Genomic DNA, 23,083 nt, shown 5'->3' with positions numbered 1-23,083 from the left:
GTGTACACCGTCAAGGCGTTCCGCGGCGAAAACCTGCTGACCACGATGTCCCTGGCGGCGCCCGAAATCGAGCTGCACAGCCGGGACGTCGTCTATTGGAACCCCGACCCCGAAACGAAGAGCAACGCGGACGGCACGGCGACGATCTGGGGCGGAAGCGACGACAACCGGGGTGATGAGAACGCGCCGGTGCGTTCCTTCGAGCAGGCGCTGGAACTGGCCGCTCCGGGCGGCACGATCTACTGCATGAATCCCGCGGCGGAGAGCGCGGATTATCTGAAACGCAATTCCCAGATGTCGCCGGGAGACCTTGCTTTCAGCGGCGTCTTTGCGGGCCTCGCGCAAACGCCCGTGCGGGTGGCGCGTCATGAAAACCACCCTTCCGGGGCGATCTTTACCCTCGGAGAGGGCGTTGCGATGACCCTGTCGGAGATCGAGATTTCCGGGGCGGACGTCCAGACGGACGAGCTAATCCGTCTCGCGGGCGGCATTTTGAAGATCGGGACCGGGCTGCGCCTCTCCGGCGGACAGATTCTCTTCGAGCACCCGGATACGGCGCAGGCGGTCGAACTGCTCGCGCTGCCGGAGGACACGCTGGTGCTCTCCTTCGCGGCGGGCGAAAACGGCTTTAAAGCGTCGTTTGACGCGGCGCGCGCCGCCGAGGGGGTCTCCATGCGGGACGCGCTGGCGAAGCTTGCCCTGACCCAATCGTTACAGGCTGCGACTCCCGCCTGGAGCCTGACGGTCCGCGCGGACGACGCGAGCGTCGTCCAGGCGCGTCCGGCGGTGATCTACAACGGAGCGGTCTATCTCTCGGGCGCGGGGGACGATGTGAATACCGGCGCCGCGGAGAACGACCCGGTGCGCACCTTCGCGCGCGCAAAGGAACTTCTGCTCAACGAGCTGTCCGGACAGGGGGAGATCCATATCTGCGGGACCGTCCCGGTGGAAGGGGACGAAACCTGGTCCGGAGCGACCGTTTCCCGCAGCGGAAGCGGTAATAACGAGTTGATCAATGTGACCGGCAGCCTCACGCTGGATGGGATCACCCTGCATGGCGGCAGGCCGGGCGACAGCGGAAATATTTCCGTTTCCGGAGGAACGCTGACCGTCACCGGGGGAAGCGCGCTTTCGGGCAGCAAAGGCGGCAGTTCCGGTTCCGCCTTTGAGGCGCCGATGATCCGCGTCTCCGCGGGCAGTCTGGTTCTGCGGGATGGAACCGTCAGCGGGACGGATGTCGGCGTGGAGATTGTCCGCGGCAGGTTTACAATGGAGAACGGAACCGTTTCGAACGTCCTGCGGGGGGTGGAAGTCGGCGAGGACAGCGCCTTCCGGATGGACGGCGGCTCGATCTCTGCGACGCAGACGGGCGTTGTCACGAAAGGGGAGTTCGTCCTGTCGGCGGGGTCTGTGGCCGCGCCGGACGGCGGCTTCGCCGTTTCGGTCGACCGTTCGACTTCCGCAGCAAAGGCGGCCTTTTTGCTGAACGGCCCGGCCGCCGCACTCACGGGAAAAATCCGGCTCGAAAGCCCGGAGGAAACGATCACCCTGACCGGCGCGCCCGGGGCGGGGAAGGTCTTTGCGGTCGAACTGAGCGGCAGCCACCGCCCGGGCAACGTCATCGTACAGTCCGGCGGGACGCTGGCGTCGGCGGCGGATTACGCAGACGCGTTCACGCTGAGCGGGACGGCGTATCCGCTGGCGGGCTATCAAAACAATCTGGTGCTGATGGGCGGCGTCTATCTGGACGGCACCGCCGCCGCGGACGGCAGCGGCGCTTCGCCCGATTCGCCGGTCCGTACGTTTGAAAAAGCGATGGCAATCCTCTCGAAGAGCGGCGGCGCAATCCCGGCGAAGATCATCCTCTGCGGCCCCGTGACCGTGAGCGGTACCGAGACCTGGTCCTCCCCGCTTGATGAGACGGTCGAAGTGACCCGCTGGGATGATTCCGCCCTTACGCTCAATCAGTTTGTCACCGTTGCGGACGGCGGCAGCCTGACGCTGGAAAACGTCGTTCTGGACGGCCTCTACGGCGAGGCCGAAACATCTGTCAATACGATCGTGTCGGTCGCGGCGGGCGGCAGCCTGACGCTGGCGGACGGGGCGGCCGTCCGCGGCAGCGCGGGCAGCGGCGTCAGCGTCGCCGGCGGTTCGGTGACGCTGGCGGGCGGCGAAATTTCCGGCAACAAGGGCCGGGGCATCAACGCCACGGGCGCATCCACTGTCAAAGTCGTCTCCGGAAGAATCACCGGGAACGGTAGAAACGGCGTGTACCTCGATGGGGGCAGCATGACCATGTCCGGCGGCGAAATCTCCGGAAACTACGCCGTTGTGGAAGGGACGGAAAGATACGCGGTGCACCGCGGCGGCGGCGTCTGGATCGCCGGCGGCGGCTTTACGATGAGCGGCGGTAAAATCTCCGGGAACCTCTGCGACGACATCCTTCACCGCGGCGGCGAAGCGCTCGGCGGCGGGGTCTATTTTGCCGGCGAGAGGATGATCATGAACGGAAGCGCGGAAATCAGCGGCAATACGGCCACCAAGGGCGGCGGCGTCTATCTCGCCGGCACCAGCAGCATGGAGATGGGCGGGAACGCGTCGATCAGCGGGAACCATGTGCACGAGGCATACCCGGAGGAGGAGAGCCGCCATGAGGACGGCTCGCTCGGCGGCGGCGTCTATGTGGCGGGCGGCGATTTCGTCATGAGTGACTCCGCCTCGATCACGAATAACGAAGCGAAATCCGTGAGAGGCAGGCGGACCTCGACGGGCGGCGGCGTCTACATCGCGCCGGGGCTCGCGATGCTCCAGATCGAGGAAAGCGTGACGGTCAGCGGGAACACCGCGCAGCGCGGGGCGGGCGTGGCCCATGAGGGCGCGTACTTCAACCTGGGCGGGACCGGCGTAACGATCCCTGACGAAATCTTCATCGACATGGAGCAGAATTCCGAGGTGAAGAAATCACCGATCAGCCTGTTGGCTCCGTTGGATACCAATAAAAAATTCCAGCTCCGTGTCCCGGATACCTATATTGGAAAAACGGTGGTCGCTGGAGCGGCCGGGTATAACGCCGCGTCCTATCTGGAACAGGGCGTGTTTACCCTGGTTGATATGGGCGGCGGCCTGACGCTGGCCGGCGAAGGCAATAACATCGTCGGCCGGGGCGGTCTCTACGTCTACCTCAGCGGGTCTGGCAACGACGGTAACAACGGTACCAGCCCGGACGACGCGGTTCGTACCTTTGCGCGCGCGAAGGAGCTGCTGAAATCCCGCTCCGCGGGAACCAACATCCTCATCAGCGCCACCGTGGTGGTTCGGGAGGACGAGACCTGGTCACTCCCGGAGATGACGGACAACGCGGGGGAGACCTGGCGGCCGGAGATCCGCACAATGGCGGACGGGTCTTATACCTTCGCGCCGATTTTCATCTCCCGTGAGGGCGCCGGCAGCGTGGTGGAGTATCCCGACGCGAAGCTGACCCTGAAGGACGTCGTCGTCAACGGAAATGGAACCCCCATCGTGTCGGGCACCACCCAGAGCCGCTACGGAACGGGCCTGATCCAGGTCAGCGGTGGCGCGGTGCTGGTGCTGGGCGAGGGAACGGTCATCGAAAACGGCACGGGCCCCGGCGTTGTGCCCACGCGCGGTACCTGCACGATTGACGGCGCGATCATCCGCAACAACGCGGGCCCCGGCCTGCACACCCCCTCCGACCACATGACGATTACGATGAACAGCGGCTCTGTGACGGGCAACCAGATGGGCGGCGTCGTCATTGAGGGGGATACCCACAAGTTCATCCTGAACGGCGGAACCATTTCGGACAACACGCACGGGGAAAGCGGGCTTACGGGCGATTCGGTCAGCGGGCTCGGCGGCGGCGTCTGCATCCGGGCGACCGGCTCCTCCTTCGAGATGAGCGGCGGCACAATCAGCGGCAACACGGCCTCCGGCAGCGGCGGCGGCGTTTACCTCAGCGCAACATCTGGAAGCATTCCCTCCTGTGTCATCACCGGGGGTAAAATTACCGGGAACCAGGCGGGTGAGGATGGCGGCGGCGTCTACAGTGGTACCAACAGCAGCCGAAGCACCGTCGTGGTGAGCGGGGACACGGAAATCTCCGGCAACACGGCCGGGCGATACGGCGGCGGCGTTTACGGCGAACTGACGCTGGAGAGTGGCGCGATCAATAGCAATGCCGCAAAAACCGGCGGTGGCGGTGTGGATGGCAACGTGACCATGCGGAACGGATCCATCTCAGACAATACGGCGGAGGCTGGCGGCGGAATTAACGCTTTTGGAAATATAACTGCACTCTACGGCGGCGAGATCAGCGGAAACACCGCTCTCTTTGGCGGCGGCATCCTTGTGAGAGGCGGGACTGTCCTTGTGGACGGCGGGTCGATCACGGGCAACCACGCGACCGGAACGGACTACGTGGTAAAGACGGGCGGCGGCGCCATCGGGACTGGGATGACCAGTTCTATTACCATCCGCAGCGGAACCATCTCGGGCAACACGTCGGCAACAAACGGCGGCGCCATCATGATGGGGATGGTGGGCAGGTCTTTCACAGTTGAGGGCGGCGTAATCAGCGGCAACGAGGCGGCTTGGGACGGCGGCGGAATCTACCTGTTTTCGTGCACGAATTTTACCATGTCGGGCGGCAGCGTCTCCGGCAACCGCGCGGGAGGCAGCGGCGGCGGCATTGGGATCAACGATAGTACGACCAAGCAGGTCTACAGCGGCGGCAGCATTACGGGAAATACGGCGGCGGCGAACGGCGGCGGCATCGATCTGGTGGGCAACGCCACGTTCAACGGCGTCACCGTCTCGGACAACACCGCCCTGGCGGGCGGCGGCGTCCGGGTCTCGGGCGAAAAGAGCACCCTCACGATCAACGCGGGCGGCGTCACCGGAAACAGGACGACGGCGGCCGGTGTGACCGGCGGTGCGGGCGTCTACGTCGACGGCGGCACGGTCACGGCGGCGGGCGGACAGATCTCCGGCAACGCCCTCGGAAACAGCACGCAGCATGGCGGGAGCGTCTATGTCGCGGACGGCAGCTTTGTCCTGAACGGCGGGCGGACCGCGATCGACGGGACCATCCATCTGAATACCACCGCGTCTCCCGTCCGGGTTTCGGCGGCGATCACCCAGAACCGAAAGTACCGCCTGACCATGAACATGGGCGGCGGCGACACGCAGTATCAATCCGGAAGCGCGGTGGTCAGCCCGTTAAGCGGCAGCGCCGTATCGGACGCGTCCGCCTACCTGCGGTATTTCCAGGCGGACACGGAGGCCCTGCTGCTCGATAAGGCGTCCCCCAACATCGTGCTGCGCAAGATCGTCTTCCTGGACGGTGAAAACGGCGGCACGAGCGAGTGGTACGACGGCTCGACCCCGGCGCGCGCCTTCAAGACCTTTGAATCGGCAAAGGCCGCCCTGGCCGGGGAACCGGGCGCGATCTACGTGACCGGAACCGTGACGGTGACCGAACCGGGCACGGGCTGGACCCTTGCGGACGGCCAGTACCTGCGCCGGTATAGCGGCTTTGAAGTCTCGGGGCAGAAGACCTACGACGCCTTCGCGGGCGACCTTGTCCGCGTGGCGGACGGCGGAACGCTCACGCTCGGCGGCATTTCGATCGAGGGCAGGCGCAGCGCGGAGGACAGCTATACCGCCGCGGGCACGCTGGTGCGCGTCGCGCGCGGCGGCAGCCTGACGATGGACGAGAACACGGTGCTTTGCAACAACAAGACCTCCGGCGACGGCGGGGCCGTCGTTGTGGAACCGGACGGCATCTTCGCGTTCAACGGCGGCGCGATCTCCAACACGCAGGCGGCGCGCGGGGACGCGGTCCACCAGAACGGCACGATGAGCGTCAACGGGAACCCCACGGCCGAGGGATCCGTATACCTCGCGGCCGGAAGGACGGTCGATGCCGTAACGGGATTTGCCGGGACGCTGACGGTGGACGTGGCGGATCCCTACGCGGGCCGTGAAGTGGTCGCCTATCAGGGCGTGCTGGTTTCTCCCGCTCCCGAGCTTGCCAAATTCACGCTCGCGGAGGCGGTCGCGGCCCAGTACCGGCTGGTGCACGGCACGGTCGGAAGCGGGCCCGACGGCGGGCACAGCGTGCTCAAGCTGGGCGAAAAGGGCTTCGTCTATGTGGACGGCTCCCTGTCGGCGGATGCGGGCGACGGCGCGACCCCGGACGGGGCCTTCGCGACGCTGAATAAGGCGTATAGCAGCCTGAAGGCGGAGGGCGGCGGCACGATCTATATCGTCAACCCGGTGAAGATTACCGGCTCGGTCAAGATCAATTCCGACAGCTACATCTTCAACGTCACCGGTGCGGGCGCAGTCACGATCAAAGGCGGCCCGGTCGCCATCAAGCGCTACTCCAAGCCGGTTTTGCCGCTGCCCGGGTACGGCAAGGCGTCCAACACGGCGGAGCTTTTCATTGTTGAAAACGGCGGCACCCTCCAGGTCGCGGGCACGACGCTTGACGGCCACAGCGAGGCGGTGACGCAGGGCGCGGAGGCGCTGGCCGCGCCCGCGGTCGAGGCGCAGGCGCCGCTCGTGACGGTGCGATCCGGCGGAAGCTTCCATACCGACGACGGCGCGGTCCTGCGCAACAACCGGAATACTTCGGCAGACGGACAGGGCGGCGCGGTGTATATCGCGGAGGGCGGAACATACAAGCTCTACGGCGGTTCCACGATTGCAAACACCCACGCGGAGGCGGGTTCGGCGGTCTACCAGGCCGGCCGGCTGATGATCTCCTCGGCGGCGGGCGCGGATGAGGATCTGTCGGTCGAGGGCGAGGTCTTCCTCGGGGCGGAAAAATATATCGAAACCTTCAACGCCTTCGCACCGAGGGGGGCCCTGAAGATCGACCTGGCAGACGCCTACAAAGGCAGGACGATTATCACCTATGACGCGCAGAATCCGGATACGATTGTTGTCGACCCGTCGAAGGCCGCGCTGTCCGGTCGGGTATCGGCGGGCTTCACCGCCGGAAAGCGGGAGGGCGAGAACGTCCTCGAGCTGCAGGCGAAGGGCGCGGTCTACATCGACGGCATAAACGGCAGCGACGATAGAGACGGCGGGTCGCCCGCCCAGGCGGTCAAGACCCTCGCGAAGGCTTATGAAAAGCTCGCCGCACAAAAGGGCGGCACCCTCTACGTGGTGAGAGAAGTCGCGATCCCGGAGGGCCAGAACATCACGCTGAGCGGACAGGAGCTCTATGGAATGGGCTATGTGGACGCGGGCGGCCCGGTGACGATCATGCGCTATTCCCAGCCGGAAGCGCACGGAAGCCTCGGAGATAACTACGCGGTAGCAAGCAACAGCGGCTCCATCTTTACAGTTGACGGCGGCAGCCTGACGCTGGAGGAGATTACCGTCGACGGGCACCGCCACGGTGTGACCGGAGCCGCGGAGATCGCCGCGCCGGGCATTATCAGTGAAACCGCCATCACCGTGAATGAAGGAAGCCTGATTCTGAACGAGGGGGCGGTCTTGCAAAACAACGCCTCGAAGCTACCCGGCGGGGCAATCGCCACACCTCTGTCGGCCATGGACAAGTCGATCGAGATCGAAATCAACGGCGGCAAGATTACCGGAAACCTTGGTATGAGCGGAACTGATACTAATAGCGTCGGCGCAATCTTCGTGGGCCAGGGAGCTTCCCTGAAAATGACGGACGGGGAGATCTCCGATAACGAGGGAGGCGAGGCGCAGTACATGATCGGCGGCATCGCGACGTTTGGCGGGCAGGTTGAAATTACCGGCGGAAGCATCCGGGAGAACCGAGGCATGGGCCTCTGGCTCAGGCTGGGGAACGCCTCGCTGAAAAACTGCTTGATCGCGGACAACACGGGCGCCCAGTACGCGGGCGGTGTCGGAATCGCCGGAAGTACGGTGGTGGCGGAAAATCTGACGCTTTCGGGCAACACGGTCACCGGCGGCAGCGGCGGCAACGGAATCTACCAGAACGGCACGCTGCGCCTGCGCGGCAGGGCGACCTCCTTCGGCGCGGACCAGTACGTCTACCTGCCGAAGGGAAAAGTCATCAACGTGGACGGGGCGCTTCCGGATTCCGCGGCGATCCCGGTGGACATGGACCGCGCGGACGTTGACACGGACTACGGCCCCGGCCGTAACGTCGCCGTCTATTTAAACGGCGTCGTGGAGGACGTCGCGGACGAAACCGCGAAGTTCCTGCTCGCGGAGAGCATCGATTACACGCTGGCGAAATCCCCCACGGAAGCAAATACCCTGGAGCTGGGCGAGCCCTTCCACTTCATGGACCTGGAGCGGGACTTCCTGAAACAGGCGGGCGTCCCGGCGACGATCATGGCGGAGGTGTCCTCCGACGACGTGGTCAGCTGCGAACTCTATCGTGGAACAAATAAGATCGACACGTCGTTTGGCGGCGTGGTCAATTCGGGCAACGAGGGCAAAGCATCGGTTTCGGTCACCTTTACGCCGAACTGGGGCGATGACGGAGTTTACCACCTGGAAGCCACGGACGCCAACGGGACCGTCGCGAAAAGCGGTTCGTTCAGCCTTTCACTTTGGAAGGTACAGTACAGTACGGGCGACCGCACTGCGGTGCAGACCTCGACGCTCGGCGCGGATGATTCCGGCCCCAACGACACGGCGTCGATCGTCATAGCCATCCAGCAGCCGTTGGCCGGCGGCACTTCGACATCGCTTTCCGTGGGCATTGGAAGCTATACGATGGAGAGCGCCGACGCGGATTACGCCCCGCAGCTTGTCAGCAAGGAGGCCGTCACGGCCGGACGCACGGAGTGGGGCCGCAATGACGCCATGAATAAGTTTGCATGGACGAGGCCCTACGAGGGTACGGAATATCCGGTCAGCCAGACACGCGGGTGGAACCAGACGGTTACCCTCCCATTCAATTTTTACAATGCGAATGCCATCAGCGAATCCCGGGACGGCTGGCTGTCGATGAAGATATCCCTGCTTGAGCGTGGCGCGGCAAACGCCTACGCGGACGACATGGCGCGGATTCCGTTCCATACGAACCCGGTCTCGATCGACGCGACAGTGCCCCTGTGGGTGTGCATGTACGGCTACGGCGGGGACGGCAAGGTCGTCACGCCGGAGGAAGGAAGCTACGTCATCAAGAACAACTCCCTCTTCCCGGTGCAGGTCACCGGAATGTCGGTGAGCCCGATGGAAAGCTGGTCGTTCGTACAGCCCCCGGCAGGCGGGTTCCTCACGAACGGAAGCTACGACGTCTCCAGGAACAACCTCTCCGCCGGTCAGGCGGCGCTCCGGCTGGATACCCAGTGGGTTTCGGCGGACGCGGGCGCGGACTGGACGGCGGCGGATAAAACCGGCCCGCTCTTCAAGCCCATCGGGGCGGCGGCGGAACGCGCGGTGCCCGTCGAATGTTACATCCCCGCGGGGGGCGTGACGGCGGACGGGGAGACCCAGATCGCCGCCGTGACCTATACGGTGGGCATCAGCGGCGCGGCCGGTGACGGGGGGTGATAAGCGATGAATGAAACGGAAAGCGCGGCCCCGAAAAAGGGCCGCGGGAAACTGCTCTTGCTTCTGCTGCTCCTGATCCTGCTGATCGCGGCGGGCGTGGGAGGCTGGTACTGGTGGCAGAGCCAGCAGGACACCTTCTTCGACGTGGCGGCCATGACCGGCCACCTCCCGGGCAAAACGGAGGAGGAGATCCAGGCGGAGCTCAACCGCGTGGTGGAAGAGGGCATGTTCAACATTGCGATCAACACCTATCTCATTTTCCCGGACGGGAACGGCGAAGGGCTCGCGAACATCGAGAACATCGCCGCCAACCGCTACAACATGACGGTCCAGATCACGCTCGACAGCACGGGCGAAACGGTCTACCAATCCAAAGGCATCAGGCCCGGACAGTACATCCAGTATATCAGGCTGTCCGAGGACCTGCCGGCGGGTGTCTATAACGCGACCGCGGTCTTCACCGCGCACATGCCGGACGACGAACATTCGATCGCCGGGCAGGCGGGCGCGAAGCTGGTCCTCGAGGTAGAAAACTGAATGCGGCCGCAGAACTGAGGAGGGGGTATGTGAGCGAATCACTTTTTATAAGGTTTCAAAACAATCCCAATACAAAACATCTTAGGAGGTCAAAACAATGAAAAAACTGTTAGCGGTTCTCTTGGCAATCACGATCGTCATGTCCATGGGCGTTGTCGCGTTCGCGGCGCACGATGGCGGTACACACGGCATTGACTCCGAAGCTGCGGTCGGCGAGCAGAAGGAATTGGCCACCAGCGGCGGAAGCCAGTTCGGCAAGACGGATTTCTACCTGAACATCGATAAAAACGCCGTGTCCGGGGATACCCAGATCAGCGCGACGATCCCGCTGTGGGTCTGCATGTACGCCTACGGCGGCGACGGCATGGTTGTTACGCCGGCCGACGCGTACAAAATCCTCAACACCGGAACGGATACGGACATCAAGGTCTATGCCATGCGGGCGCTGCCGCAGGAGGGCTGGACGTTCAACACCTTCGATAGCAGCGTTTACAGCGGCGGCGGCTATGTCCGTGCGAACAACACGCTGATCGCGGCAAAGACGATGGCGATGACGGTCAACGGCGTGGACCTTTCCACGATTTCCGACAGTGAAAACACGGATTTGGCCGCCCCCTGGAAGGTCGTTAAAAATAACGGTACCACCGACGGCGAGCTGAAACTCCCCCTGCAGGCGTATATTGCCCCCGGCGGCGTGAACGAAGGCGACGACACCAACGTTGTGAACGTGATGTATTTTGTCACGGCGGCTTAATTTCTTCCTTAACATCCCGCGCGGGGAACTCCCCCGCGCGGGGGCCTTCGGGCCTGCAGGACATCCACCCGAGCCCGCGGAGCGATCCGCGCCCCAACAAGGAAACAAACGGCGCAAGCCTTGAAATAGAAACAAAATAAGGCGGGATGGACGATGAACGGAGAAAAGACGGAGGAGCGGGCGAACGCAACCCGGGACGGCGGCAAAAAGCTGCTCGCCGCGGCGTGTATCCTGCTGCTGCTCGTGCTGGGAATCCTGGCGTTTCTGCTGCTGCGCGCGCCCAAGGCGGGGCCGTCCGGCCTCGCGCGGGAAGCGGCGGCGCTCGCCGGGCAGCTCGAGGGCAAGACGGAGGAGGAAATCCAGGCGGAGCTCAACCGGATCGTGGAAGAGGGCATGTTCAATATCTCGATCAACACGGCGCCCACCTTTGAAAACGGAAAGGCCGAGGGCCCGCTCCAGATCGAAAACGTGCCGGGCAACCGATATCTCATGCAGGTGCTGATCACGCTGGACGACACGGGCGAGCTGATCTACGAAACGGGGCTCATCGAGCCCAACCACCACATCCAGTCGGCGAAGCTGGATGTGGAGCTGGAAAAGGGCGAATACCTCGCGACGGCGGTCTTTAACGCATACGACCCCGAGACGGAAGAATATATCGGGTCGGCTGGCGCGAAATTGACGATCACCGTCTTAAGCTGATCACGGGAGGGACGAGGATGAAACGGATGAACAGGGTTCTGGCGGCGCTTCTGGGGTGCGTGCTGGCGCTGTGCATGGGAATTACGGCGCTGGCGGCGGAAACGGACACCGGGGAGCCGATGGGCGCGCCCTCCCACGCGGAAAGCGGCGGGCACGGAACGAAGGAGGCGGCGGCGGTCGGCGGCCTCGCGGAATTTGAAAGGAATCCCGGAAGCAGCTTCAGCGCGTCGACGCGGTTTTACCTGCGGATCGAAAACTCCCCCTACATCGGCCCGTCGGGCGGCGGTGGGGGCGGCGATTCGGTGCGGGTGCTCGTGCCGCTCGACCTTCCGGACGACCTCAAGCTCATCGATGACCTGCCCATCCCGCTGTCGATCCCGAACACGGGCGACGGCCCGCTGCCCGCTACGGCGTTTGCGCTGCTGGCGGTTTCCGCCGCCCTGATCGCGGCCGCCGGGTATCAGAGCGGCGGCAAATCCCACCGCGGACGGGAGGACCGGACGCCGCCCAAGCGATGAATGAAGCCCCTCGCGTCAACAGGCTGCACGATTGACGCCGGCCCGCTCGGCCGGCGTAATTGTGGCGGGCGGATATACGGAAGGCCGGGGAGCGGTGAAAAACCGCTCCCCGGCCTTTTTCGACCCTCCCGGAGGAAAGCGCGCGGCGATTTTCAAAACCTTCCCCGCAAGTATGGCGGCTGGCGGCGGTTCACGCATCCGAAAGCAAAGGGAACGGGGCGGCTTTTGAATGCGCACCATAATTGCAGAATTACAGTTATTTCCATTCTTCGACAAAATCCCCTATACTTCGACATAGGGAGTGATGTCAATGACGGTACAGGTTCTGGGGCAGAAGATCAGGTATCTCAGGCGGAGAGAGGGCCTTTCACAGGAGGAGTTCGCGGCCAGGGCGGGCGTCAGCCACCGGAAGCTCAGCGATATCGAGTGCGGCAACGGGAACCCCACCTTTGATACGATGGACTGCATCGCCGCGGCGTTCGGCCTCCAGATCGAGGAGCTGCTTCAACCGGATATCGAGGTCGACCTGCTGCCCAGAAGAGAGCTTTCCCGCCTGCAGCCCATGGTCGACCGCCTTCCCGAGGCGTGGCAGGAGCTGTTTGTCCGGGGGGCGGAGGGCGCTCTGGCCATGTGGCTCGAGACCGTCCGCGGGCGGGAATAGGAAAGCGCCGGTTTTTTGCTCGCGGGCCGGCGGCCGCGTGAGGCGCTGTCATGAAAATGAGAAAAAATGGGTATCAACTGAAGTTATGTGACTGGTAAAATAGTACGCGTAACATGGTTTATTCAGAAAATCTGCGATTTTACCTATAATTTTATAAAAAGGGGAGAATCGCCGATGACAGTCGCAAATCTGGGACAGATCATCAAGGCCCGCAGAGAGCGGATGAAGATCAATCAGGAAAACCTTGCGGCCTGCGCGGGAATCAGCACAAAGCTGCTCAGCGACATCGAATGCGGCAGAGCGAACCCGACCTTTGAAACGATGGACCTTGTGGCGGCCGCGCTGGGCGTGGAGCTGGAGGAGCTGCTCCAGCCCGAGCAGGTGATCGACCTGCTTCCCAAAAACGATCTCGCGCGGTACCAGCAGATGCTCGACCGCCTTCCTCCGTTCGCGCAGGAGATGGTCATCGCGGGACTTGAGGGCGCGATCTCCCAATGTCTTCAGGTCTCCAAGGAATGGTAATGGCCGCCCAACGGGCGGCCATTTTTTGATTTTAAAGGCTCGGAACGCTTATTTGGTCCGCCGCTGCATGTGCCAGCAGAGACGCGCGGCGAACGGCTCGGACGCGAAATGCGCGGCCAGCTTGGCGGCTTTCATCAGCCCGCCGGGGATGATGAGCGCACGGCGGGCGAACATCCCGTCGACGGCGTGGCGTGCGGCCTCCAGGCTCGGCATCCCGCCGACGGCGAACCGCACGTCGGCGGTCCTGCTGAAGGCGGTATCCACCGGGCCGGGACAGAACGCCCCGAGATAGACGCGGCTCCCCCGGCGGCGCAGCTCCTCCCGCACGCCGAGCGTCAGCCGCATGACATAGGCCTTGGAGGCGTAGTAGGCGGCCATCTGCGGGCCGGGAAAGAAGGCCGCCGACGAGGCGACGTTGAGGATGTAGCCGCTGTCCCGCGCGATGAAGTCCCGCAGGAAGAGCTTGGTGAGGATGTGCACCGCGCGGATATTCGTATCGATCAGCCGCAGCTCGGCGTCGAGGTCGGTTTTGTCGAACATGCCGCACAGCCCGAACCCGGCGTTGTTGACGAGGATGTCGATCTTCTCCGCGCGCAGCTGCTCGTAGAGGCGGTGGCATTCCTTCTCGTCCGAGAGGTCCGCGCAGACGACCTGCGCGCCGCCGGGCAGCGTTTTGGCGAGCGCCTCCAGCTTGTCGCGGCTGCGCGCCGTCAGGATCAGTTTGCATCCCCGCGCAGCCAATACCCGTGCGATATCCCGCCCGAGCCCGGAGCTCGCGCCCGTCACCAATGCTTTCATACCGACTCCTCCATACTGCTTTTTTATTAGTATACCAAATTTTTCGCATTTCACAAAATCATTTCCTGCTTGGGCTAAACACACAAAAGCGCACTGGAAAGATTGAAAGCAATGACATTGACAATGAAAAAATTGACAAAATTATGTAATATTAATGCATTGATGCGTCATCGATCACATGGTAAAATAAAAAAATAGGAAAGTGACAAAGCGGGTCCGCTTTGTGTTGCGCCGCTGTGCGGCGCAACAATATCCCCTGTCGGGCGGTCCGCGAAGACAAAAGGAGGAGAATTCATGAAAAAACTGTTGGCACTCACCCTGGCGCTGGCGATGGCGCTCTCCCTCGGCGTGACCGCGCTCGCGAAGGACACCCCGATCCCCGAGGGCGCGAAGGTGGTCCGGGAAATCCACCTGCGCGCGGACGGCGTCTTCTTTTACGACATGCGGGAAAATTACTATGAGGACGAAGTCCCCACGACCGCGAAAATCTACCTGATTCCTGATATAAGTGATGGAGAATATTCGGACGCGGTCGCGGACGACGGCTCGACGATTTCGGCCGATGCTCTCTACCGTTCAAATCTGTATGATTATCTTGGCTGCGGGGAGGATGTGACCGACTTCTTCACCGCGAAGTTCAAGAAGGAGGAAGGCGCGAAAGCAATCAAATCGCTCAAGCTCGTCTCGAAAAAGATCGGTGATGTGGTCAGCAATGGCAGTTTTTACTTTGACGGCGCCGCTGAGCGTTGGGGCTTCATCGAGGGAGAGATGAAGGAGGGCTTCACCGACGACGAGACGAAGATCGGGCTGACCGCCACCTATAAGGCGAAGGACAATCTTGACATCACTCCGTGGGACTGGGGTGAAGGCGCTCTGTATCTCGCGAAGAACGGCAAGGTCATCGTGGACTTCAAGTTCTACGTCAAAAACGACGAGCGCGGCGCGGACGCCGACTTCAAGGCGGGCGACGGCGGCGTGGTCGTGAAGCCGCAGAAGAACGAGGACAACGAGATCACCTGGGAGAGTGAAAACGACACGCTGGCGTGGCTCGCCTTCACGAGCGACGACAACGCGGCAAAGTTCTACCCGAAGATGACCACCAAATGGAGCGACCAGGATTACACGGACTATTTCGCGGATCAGGACGCCTATCTCTATGACTTCATCGGCAATCCGCAGATCGCCTCGACGAGCCGCGCGACCCTTGACCTGCGGTATCCGTTCGTGGACGAAGACGGCGAGCTGACCGTCGACCCGGAGAACGCGGTCGTCTACACGATCGGCGAGGACGGCGTGCCGGTCGATATCACCTCCGAGTTCCAGTTCGTCGAGACGGACGACGGCGACTACGTCCTGCGCACGAAGACCCGCAGGCTCGGCACCTATATCATCGCCGAGAAGCCGGCCGCATCGGATGCGGAAGCGGCCGGGGCCCCCGCGGAAACCGCCGGGGAAGCGCCCGCCGGGGAGCCCGCCGCTCCCGTGAAGGCATTCCTGCCCTCCTTCGCGAAATAGGCGGATCAAAAATCGGGAGGACCCGCGGGCCGACGGCCCGCGGGTCCTCTTTGCGTCCTCCGCTCAGGAGACAAGCCTTTTGCGCCTCCAGCGTCCGGAACGGAAATAGAGGATTCCGAACACGAAGGGGAGCAGGGGGGAGAGGCATTCGCCCCAGCAGAGCCCGGCGAAGCCGAGCCCCAGCGGGACGCTGAGCAGCCAGCTGAGCGACAGGCGCATCACCACGGAATGGAGCATCGCGTTGAGCATGGCGAAGAGGGAGTCGCCCGCGCCGGTCGCGAAGGAATCGAAGGTGTACATGACCGCGTAGACGAGGCTGTTGAAGGAGCAGCAGACGCGCAGGTAGAAGACGCCCTCCCGCACGACCTCGGGGTCGGTGTTGAAGAGCCCGATGATCCGCGCGGTGAAGAGCTGTACCGCGAGGATGCCCGCCGCCGTGACGAGCAGGGCGAGGCGCAGGCCGCTCTTGGCGGTCTCTTCCGCCCGGCCGGTATCCCCCGCGCCGAGGTTCTGCCCGGCCATCGTGGTGACCGCCTGGCCGACCGCCCAGCAGGGCATGGCGGCGAAGGAGTTGACCTTGAGGCCCACCCCCGCCGCCGCGGCCACCGCCACGCCGTAGCCGTTGAGCATGCCGGTGACGAGCAGGTAGGAGAGGTTGAGCACGGTCATCTGCACGGCGGTGGGAAAGCCGATGCGCAGGATGGCGCGGCAGGTCTTGGGCGCGGTGCGGAAATAGGCGGGGGAGAAGTCGAGGGGGAGCCCCCGCCGCCGCAGGACAAACACGGCGGTCAAAAAGGAGACGCCCTGCGACGCGGCGGTTGCGATCGCCGCGCCTTCCGTGCCGAGGCCGAGCGGCCCGACGAGCAGCAGGTCGAGCAGGATGTTGACGACGGTGGCGACCGCCACGAAGAAGAGGGGGCTTTTGGAGTCGCCCAGCCCGCGCAGCACCGAGCAGACCGCGTTGTAGCCAAAGACAAAGACGGTGCCGAGGCAGATGACCCGCATGTAGCGGAGCGCGTGGGGCAGCGCCTCGGCGGGCAGGTTCATGAGGGAAAAGACGGGGCGGTAGGCGAGCAGGCCCGCCGCGGTGACGAGCAGGGCGGCCAGCGCCGACACCGAAAAGAGCGCGCCGGTCGTTTCCCGCTGGCCGCGCGTGTCGCGCGCGCCCTTATACTGCGCGATGAGCACCGCGCCGCCCGTGGTGACGCCGGTGCAGACCGACTGGATGATAAAGCTGAGCATGGCGGCGCTGCTGACCGCCGCGAGCCCCGCGCTGCCGACGAACCGGCCGACCACGGCCATGTCCACGATGCTGTAGAGGGATTGCAGCAGGTTTGCGAGAAAGAGGGGCGCCGCGAAGGAGAGAAGCTGTTTCGGCACGCTGCCGACGGTGAGATCGCGTTCCATGGTAAAATTCCTCGTTTCCATAAAATGAAAGGGGAGGCGGGGGCATGGCCCCCGCCTCCCCTGCGCATACCGCGCGGAAGACGCAAAAAGCCGCGGACGAAACATCGTCCGCGGCAAAATCGATCCGCATCATCCGGCGGGCACGCAGAACCGGACGGGTCCGTCCGAACGGACCCGCCGGGGAACTGTCTATCCGCCGATGAAATCGTAAAGCTCCGCACAATGTTTCATCGTTTCCAATTGTCCGGAGCGGCTTATGATACAGAGCTTCATGACAAAGCGTCCTTTCTGCTTTCTGAGGTCCATTATAGGCGGCGGGAGGCCGCCTGTCAAGAAGGCCCGGTCAGAGCCGCAGGCCCTTGACGTCCTTTTTGCGGGAGAGGATGATGTTGCAGCTGAGCTTTACGACGCCGGGCAGGCGGTAGAGGAACTCCTGCAAAAACCGTTCCATCTCCTCGCTGCTGGCGGCGACGGCGTGGACGTGCAGCTTGCTGCTGCCCGACACGAAGTAGATCTGCGTGACGGTGTCGCAGCGGTCGAGCGCATCCGCCGCGGGCTGGAGCTGCGCGGGCTCGGTCTCGATCTCAAAGTAGGCGGAGACGGCGCTGCCGATCTTCTGCGGGTTGATGATCGTCGTGTAGCCCTCGATGACGCCGCGCTTTTCCAGCGCGTCGATGCGGGCCCGCACCGCCACGCGGGAGACGCCCACCGCCTCGCCGATATCGGAATAGGACATCCGCGCGTTTTCGGTGAGCAGGGCGACGATTTTGCGGTCGAGCTCGTCCAGTCCCTTGAGATACATGCCGGTCAACCCCTTTCCCCGTTATTCTACCGCATTTTCCGCCGGAAAACAAGGCGGAACTTTCTTTTGGCAGGATTGACATTTCCGGCAGGGCGTGATAAACTGTCGTTAGTTACATAACGTAATTATAATATTACATAATGGAAGAAGGAGAAGCGCTTGGCAGGGGACATGACCGAGGGCGGGACGACCGGCGCGATCGTGCGCTTTTCGCTGCCCATGATGGGCGGCGCGCTGCTCCAGCAGCTCTATAACGTCGTCGACACGCTGATCGTTTCCCACTTCATCGGCGCGGGGGCGCTGGCGGCGGTCGGCTCCTCCTATACGCTGATGGTCTTTCTCACCTCGGTGGTGCTCGGACTCTGCATGGGGAGCGGCGTCATTTTTTCAATCTATTTCGGCGCGCGGGAGCCCGACGCCCTCCGGCGCGGCATCTTCAACGCCTTCCTCTTCATCGCGGCGGTCTCCTTCGCGATCTTCCTGCTCGCGGCGGGCAATCTCGACCGCATCCTGACGCTGCTGCACATCCCCGCGGACATCCGGGCGGACACCCGCGATTACCTGCGGATCATCTTCTGGGGAATCGGCTTCACCTTCCTCTACAACTTCTTTGCCGCCGCGCTGCGCAGCATCGGCAATTCCGCCGTCCCGCTCGCCGCGCTCGCCGTGGCGGCGGCCGCGAACGTGGCGCTCGACCTGCTCTTCGTGCTGCCGTTCCGCATGGGGGTCGCGGGGGCCGCGCTGGCCACCGTGCTCGCGCAGGCGCTCTCCGCGCTGATCGTGACCGTCTACAGCCTGCTGCGCGTACCCGCCTTCCGCCTGGAGCGCGCCGATCTCCGGCTCGACGGGCGGCTGATGGTCCGCATCATGAAATGCTCGGTCCTCTCGAGTATCCAGCAGTCGGTCATGAACTTCGGCATCCTGATGATCCAGGGGCTGGTCAACAGCTTCGGCGTGGCGGTGATGGCCGCCTTTGCCGCCGGGGTCAAGATCGACTCCTTCGCCTACCTGCCGGTGCAGGAGTTCGGTAACGCCTTCTCGACCTTTGTGGCGCAGAACTACGGCGCGGGCAAGCGGGAACGGATCCGCGCCGGGCTGCGCGCGTCGGTGGCGGGGGCGGCCGCCTTCTGTCTGGCGGTCTCCGCGCTGGTGGCGGCCTTCGCCCGCCCGCTCATGGAGATCTTCGTGCCGGCGGGGGAGACGGAGATCCTCGCGGTTGGGATCCAATACCTGCGCATCGAGGGCAGCTGCTACATCGGGATCGGGCTGCTCTTCCTGCTCTACGGGCTCTACCGGGGCCTTGAGCGGGCGCAGATGTCCATCCTGCTGACCGTCGTGTCCCTCGGCGTGCGCGTGGCGCTGGCCTACGCGCTCGCGCCCATCCCGCGGATCGGCCTGCTGGGCATCTGGTGGGCGATCCCCATCGGGTGGCTGCTGGCGGACCTGACCGGCTTCCTCTGGTACGGCCTGCGGTGGAAGCGGCTGCTCTCCCCGCTGGCGCGGCCGGAATAATAGGGCTCGCTTTGTAATTATGCATAGAAATTTGAGCCGCCTTTTGTTGGATTGGCAGAATTTTACCCGCGTGCTTGACTTTTCCTGCAAAAACAGTTATTACTAATAACAGTAATAGTTACTATTATATAATTAGGAGGATTTCAATGCTGGATTTGAAGGCGTTCCAGAAGATTACCTATGGGGTATACCTTGTGTCGTCCCGGTGCGGGGACATCTCGTCCGGCTGCGTGGTCAACACGCTGACCCAGGTAACGACCTCGCCCGCGCAGGTGACCATCGCGATCAACAAGCAGAACTACACGACCGAAATCATCCGGAAGTCGGGCCGCTTCACGGCGGTGGTGCTCTCCCAGTCGGCCATGATGGAGCTGATCGGCAGGTTCGGGTTCCACTGCAGCCGCGACACCGAAAAATTTGAGTCCTTCCGCACCCGCGTCGACGAGAGCGGCGTTCCCTTCGTCTGCGAGCAGGCCTCCGCGCGCTTCAGCTGCAAGGTGGTAAGCAGCATGGACGCGGGCACCCACATCATCTTCCTCGGGGAGGTGGAGGCCGCCGAGGTGCTCGACTCCACCGGACCGATGAGCTACGCCTACTACCACCAGATCAAAAACGGCGTCACACCGCCCAGGGCCTCGGTCTACCAGCCCGAGCCGGCAAAGGGCTACCGCTGCAGGATCTGCGGCTACGTGCTGGATTCCGACACGGTTCCGGACGGCTTTGTCTGCCCGATCTGCGGGCGGGGCAAAGAACATCTGGAAAAGATCACGGGCTGAGAGGGGGGCGCGGAATGAAGATGCAGGGTAAAACGGTCATCGTTACCGGCGGCGGCCGGGGCATCGGCTTCGGCATCGCGACCGCCTTTGCCAGGGAGGGCGCGAACATCGCGATCACCAACCTGAACGAGCAGGGCCTCGAGGAGGCCAAAAAGGCGCTGGAAGGGTACGGCGCGCAGGTGCTGACCGTCGTGGCGGACGGCGCGGACGAGCGCGCGGTGGCCTCGGCCGTCAAGCAGACGGCCGACCGGTTCGGCGGCGTCGACGTGGTGGTCAACAACGCGCAGGCCTCCAAATCGGGGGTGCTGCTCGTCGACCACACGACCGCCGACTTCGAGCTCGCGCTCCACAGCGGCCTCTACGCCGCCTTCTACTACATGCGGGCCGCCTTTCCCTACCTCAAGCGGGCGAAGGGGCTCGTCATCAACCTCGCGTCGGGCGCGGGGCTGTCGGGCAAATCGGGCCAGTCCTCCTACGCGGCCGCCAAGGAGGGCATCCGCGGCCTCTCCCGCGTGGCGGCGACCGAGTGGGGAGAATTCGGCGTGCGCGTCAACGTCGTCTGCCCGCTCGTGATGACGCAGGCGCTGGAACAGTGGAGCAGGGACTACCCGCAGCTCTACCGGGATACGATCAAGCATATCCCCCTCCAGCGGTTCGGCGACGCCGAAAAGGACATCGGGCGGCTGTGCGTCTTCCTCGCGTCGGAGGACGCCTCCTACATCACCGGACAGACGATCGAAATCCAGGGCGGCACCGACCTGCGGCCCTGACGGCGGATGCCGAATCCCCCGGCGAAAGCCGGGGGATTTTTTGCGTCGCCGGGGCCGCGCGCGGGAAAATTTCGCGCCGGCTTGCATCGCGGCGCTTTTCCGGTATACTAGATAGCGGGACATGCACCGTCCCGCCAAGAGACCAAAGCGATTGGAACGATGAGATGAAACGGCTGGTAATCGGGATTCTGGCGCACGTGGACGCGGGCAAGACGACCCTTTCGGAGGGGATGCTCTACCGCGCGGGGGAGACCCGCCGGCTCGGACGGGTGGACCACGGGGACGCCTTTCTGGATACCTACGCGCTCGAACGGGAGCGGGGCATCACGATCTTTTCCAAGCAGGCGCTGCTGCACCTGGACGGGGCGGAGATCACCCTGCTGGACACCCCGGGGCATGTGGATTTTTCCACCGAGATGGAGCGGACGCTCCAGGTGCTGGACTACGCGGTCCTCGTTGTCAGCGGCACCGACGGGGTGCAGAGCCATACCGAAACGCTCTGGCGGCTGCTCGAGCGTTACCGCGTCCCGACCTTCCTCTTTGTGAATAAGCTCGACCTGCCGGGCGCGGACCGCAGGGCGCTTCTGGCGGAAGTGCAGGCGCGGCTGGACGGCGGCTGCGCCGACTTCGGCGCGGACCGCCCGCGCGGCGCGCTGGAGGAGTCCGTCGCCCTCTGCTCGGAGGAGCTGATGGAGCGGTATCTCGAGGCGGGCGCGCTCGAAGACGGGGAGATTGCGGAGGCCGTCGCGAAGCGGCGGGTGTTCCCCTGCTTTTTCGGCTCGGCGCTCAGGCTCGAGGGGGTGGACGCGTTCCTCGCGGGGCTCGCGCGCTATACCCGCGAGCCCCCGCGCCGGGAGGCGTTCGGCGCGAAGGTCTACAAGATCGGCTGGGACGAGCAGGGCGTCCGGCTCACCTACCTGAAGGTCACCGGCGGCAGCCTCCGGGTCAAGGCGGCGGTTTCCGGAAGCCGGGAGGGGGAGCCGTGGGAGGAGAAGGTCAACCAGCTGCGCGTCTATACGGGGGCGAAGTTCCGGACGGTGGAGGAGGCGCTCCCCGGCATGGTGTGCGCCGCCGCGGGGCTTTCCCGCACCCGTCCCGGGGAGGGCCTCGGCGCGGAGCCGGATTCCGAGCTCCCGTCGCTGCGTCCGGTGCTCGGCTACCGGGTGGAACTGCCGCGGGGAGTGGACGCGCACACCGCGCTCACCCGTTTCCGCCGGCTTGAGGAGGAGGACCCGCAGCTGCACGTCGTGTGGAACGAGGCGCTCCAGGAGCTCCATGTGCAGCTCATGGGCGAGGTGCAGCTCGAGGTGCTGGGCAGCCTCGTCCGGGAACGGTTCGGGATGGAGGTCGGCTTCGGGCAGGGCAGCATCCTCTACCGGGAGACGATCGCCTCGACGGTGGAGGGGGTCGGGCACTACGAGCCGCTCCGCCACTACGCCGAGGTGCACCTGCTGCTCGAGCCGGGGGAGCGGGGAAGCGGGCTGCGGTTCGCCTCCGCCTGCCGCGAGGACGACCTCGACCGCAACTGGCAGCGGCTCATCCTGACCCATCTGGAGGAGAAGACCCATCCGGGCGTGCTGACAGGCGCGCCCATCACCGACATGAAAATTACGCTGGCGGCGGGGCGCGCCCACCAGAAGCACACCGAGGGGGGCGATTTCCGCCAGGCGACCTACCGCGCGGTGCGGCAGGGCCTGCGGCGGGCCGAAAGCGTCCTGCTCGAGCCGTGGTACGACTTCCGGCTGGAGCTGCCGTCCGAGGCGGTGGGCCGGGCGATGTCCGATCTGCAGCGGATGGGGGGCTCCTTCGCGCCGCCCGAGACGGAGGGGGACCGGTCGGTGCTGACCGGCAGCGCCCCCGTGTCCGAAATGAGGGGCTACCAGATGGAGGTCACCGGGTACACGCGCGGCAGAGGGCGGCTCTCCTGCTCCCTCAGAGGCTACGAGCCCTGCCACAACGCCGAAGAGGTGATTGCCGCCGCAGGCTACGACTGCGACGCGGATTTGGACAACCCGGCGGATTCGGTCTTCTGCGCCCATGGGGCGGGCTTCCTCGTCAAATGGGACGAGGTGCCGGCGCACATGCACCTCGAGAGCGTCCTCGACGCGCCGAAGGAACCCGCCGGCGTCCCCGGGGAACGCGCCGCCGAGCGGCGGGCGGCCGATTACTGCGCGATGGTGGCGGAGGACCGGGAGCTGCTGGAGATTTTCGAGCGCACCTACGGCCCCATCCGCCGGGACCCGCGCAAGGCGTTCCGCCCGGTCAGGAGGGAGCC

At 64.2% G+C, this 23,083-nt stretch carries 15 protein-coding genes; 12 read left to right on the top strand and 3 right to left on the bottom strand.

Annotation, left to right across the window (positions count from 1 at the left end):
- The first annotated feature begins 45 nt into the window (after nucleotides 1–45).
- The 7 genes from RCI06_RS11180 (at nucleotide 46) to RCI06_RS11150 (ending at nucleotide 13,228) form a co-directional block, all read left to right on the top strand.
- Nucleotides 46–9,534, top strand: coding sequence for an S-layer family protein (locus RCI06_RS11180; protein WP_306576134.1), 9,489 nt, complete (start codon nucleotides 46–48; stop codon nucleotides 9,532–9,534).
- Between the two features lie 6 nt (nucleotides 9,535–9,540).
- Entirely contained in the window at nucleotides 9,541–10,071 is a 531-nt protein-coding gene (locus RCI06_RS11175) for a hypothetical protein (RefSeq protein ID WP_101550153.1), read from the top strand.
- Between the two features lie 97 nt (nucleotides 10,072–10,168).
- Nucleotides 10,169–10,825: a hypothetical protein gene (locus tag RCI06_RS11170; protein ID WP_306576133.1), complete on the top strand. Its 657-nt coding sequence runs from the start codon at nucleotides 10,169–10,171 to the stop codon at nucleotides 10,823–10,825.
- 153 nt (nucleotides 10,826–10,978) lie between these two features.
- Nucleotides 10,979–11,527, top strand: a complete 549-nt coding sequence (locus RCI06_RS11165; protein WP_276871915.1) for a hypothetical protein — start codon at nucleotides 10,979–10,981, stop codon at nucleotides 11,525–11,527.
- Between the two features lie 17 nt (nucleotides 11,528–11,544).
- A complete protein-coding gene (locus RCI06_RS11160) occupies nucleotides 11,545–12,045 on the top strand; it encodes a hypothetical protein (RefSeq protein WP_306576131.1) in 501 nt (166 codons plus the stop codon).
- A 310-nt stretch (nucleotides 12,046–12,355) separates the two neighbouring features.
- Entirely contained in the window at nucleotides 12,356–12,706 is a 351-nt protein-coding gene (locus tag RCI06_RS11155) for a helix-turn-helix domain-containing protein (protein ID WP_172439191.1), read from the top strand.
- Between the two features lie 174 nt (nucleotides 12,707–12,880).
- Nucleotides 12,881–13,228, top strand: a complete 348-nt coding sequence (locus RCI06_RS11150) for a helix-turn-helix transcriptional regulator (protein ID WP_101550161.1) — start codon at nucleotides 12,881–12,883, stop codon at nucleotides 13,226–13,228.
- Between the two features lie 48 nt (nucleotides 13,229–13,276).
- On the opposite strand, the gene RCI06_RS11145 is transcribed toward RCI06_RS11150, so the two are convergent.
- Complete coding sequence (locus RCI06_RS11145) at nucleotides 13,277–14,026, bottom strand: SDR family oxidoreductase (protein ID WP_276871908.1); 750 nt, start codon at nucleotides 14,024–14,026, stop codon at nucleotides 13,277–13,279.
- 294 nt (nucleotides 14,027–14,320) lie between these two features.
- On the opposite strand from RCI06_RS11145, the gene RCI06_RS11140 reads away from it, so the two are divergent.
- The gene (locus RCI06_RS11140) at nucleotides 14,321–15,541 is read left to right on the top strand and encodes a hypothetical protein (protein WP_277138764.1); all 1,221 of its coding nucleotides are present in this window, start codon (nucleotides 14,321–14,323) and stop codon (nucleotides 15,539–15,541) included.
- A gap of 63 nt (nucleotides 15,542–15,604) precedes the next feature.
- On the opposite strand, the gene RCI06_RS11135 is transcribed toward RCI06_RS11140, so the two are convergent.
- A complete protein-coding gene (locus RCI06_RS11135) occupies nucleotides 15,605–16,948 on the bottom strand; it encodes an MATE family efflux transporter (RefSeq protein WP_306576129.1) in 1,344 nt (447 codons plus the stop codon).
- 343 nt (nucleotides 16,949–17,291) lie between these two features.
- On the bottom strand, nucleotides 17,292–17,750 hold the full coding sequence (locus tag RCI06_RS11130) for an Lrp/AsnC family transcriptional regulator (RefSeq protein WP_276872927.1): 459 nt from the start codon (nucleotides 17,748–17,750) through the stop codon (nucleotides 17,292–17,294).
- A 159-nt stretch (nucleotides 17,751–17,909) separates the two neighbouring features.
- On the opposite strand from RCI06_RS11130, the gene RCI06_RS11125 reads away from it, so the two are divergent.
- The 4 genes from RCI06_RS11125 to RCI06_RS11110 all read left to right on the top strand — a co-directional run.
- Nucleotides 17,910–19,262, top strand: coding sequence for an MATE family efflux transporter (locus RCI06_RS11125; RefSeq protein WP_306576128.1), 1,353 nt, complete (start codon nucleotides 17,910–17,912; stop codon nucleotides 19,260–19,262).
- A 146-nt stretch (nucleotides 19,263–19,408) separates the two neighbouring features.
- Nucleotides 19,409–20,038, top strand: a complete 630-nt coding sequence (locus RCI06_RS11120; protein ID WP_288234563.1) for a flavin reductase — start codon at nucleotides 19,409–19,411, stop codon at nucleotides 20,036–20,038.
- 14 nt (nucleotides 20,039–20,052) lie between these two features.
- Nucleotides 20,053–20,808 carry an SDR family NAD(P)-dependent oxidoreductase gene (locus RCI06_RS11115; protein WP_276872923.1) on the top strand — a complete coding sequence of 252 codons (756 nt, stop codon included), beginning with the start codon at nucleotides 20,053–20,055 and terminating at the stop codon, nucleotides 20,806–20,808.
- A 164-nt stretch (nucleotides 20,809–20,972) separates the two neighbouring features.
- A partial coding sequence (locus RCI06_RS11110) for a translation factor GTPase family protein (protein WP_306576126.1) occupies nucleotides 20,973–23,083 on the top strand: 2,111 nt, incomplete at its 3' end.

This window comes from Anaerotruncus massiliensis (ex Togo et al. 2026), assembly GCF_030825285.1.
In the GTDB taxonomy this organism is placed as follows: domain Bacteria; phylum Bacillota; class Clostridia; order Oscillospirales; family Ruminococcaceae; genus Anaerotruncus; species Anaerotruncus massiliensis.
The sequence above is the reverse complement of the archived record's forward strand: the minus strand, read 5'-3'. Positions and strand labels throughout refer to the sequence as shown.